This is a genomic window from Streptomyces viridiviolaceus (assembly GCF_014650995.1).
Lineage (GTDB): Bacteria > Actinomycetota > Actinomycetes > Streptomycetales > Streptomycetaceae > Streptomyces > Streptomyces viridiviolaceus.
In genome coordinates this window covers 1-540 of sequence record NZ_BMWA01000128.1, presented here as the reverse complement: position 1 = coordinate 540, position 540 = coordinate 1, and the positions used below count along the sequence as shown (strand labels likewise).

The window sequence follows — 540 nt, the reverse complement described above, 5'->3', positions numbered from 1 at the left end:
AATACCTCGACTCCGAGAAGTACCAGCTCAAACCCCGCGACTGGACAACCGCCGAACGCGAGGGACGCACCATCACCTCCCTCATCACCCGCCTCAACACCATCCGGCGCGAGAACCCGGCGCTCCAGCAGTTGCGCGATCTGCACTTCCACCACTCCGACAAGGACGAGGTGCTCGTGTACTCGAAGCGGAAGGGATCGAACACGGTTCTGGTGGTCGTCAACCTCGACCCCCACCACACCCAGGAGGCCACGGTCTCGTTGGACATGCCGCAACTCGGCCTGGAATGGCACGAGTCGGTGCCGGTGCGCGACGAGCTCACCGGTGAGACCTATCACTGGGGCAGGGCCAACTATGTGCGCCTCGAGCCGGGCCGTACGCCCGCGCACGTCTGCACGGTTCTGCGACCGTCCACCCCGCAGATCGGAGGGTCACCCACAACATGATCGTCAACGAGCCCGTACCGGACACCTTCGAGGACACACCGGCCAAGGACCGTGACCCGGACTGGTTCAAGCGAGCCGTCTTCTACGAGGTCCT

Annotated in this window: 1 pseudogene; it reads left to right on the top strand. The window is 64.3% G+C overall.

The window, feature by feature from the left end:
* Positions 1–446 (top strand): annotated as a pseudogene (locus IE260_RS41230) (alpha-1,4-glucan--maltose-1-phosphate maltosyltransferase); the annotation flags it as partial.
* Positions 447–540 lie beyond the last annotated feature (94 nt).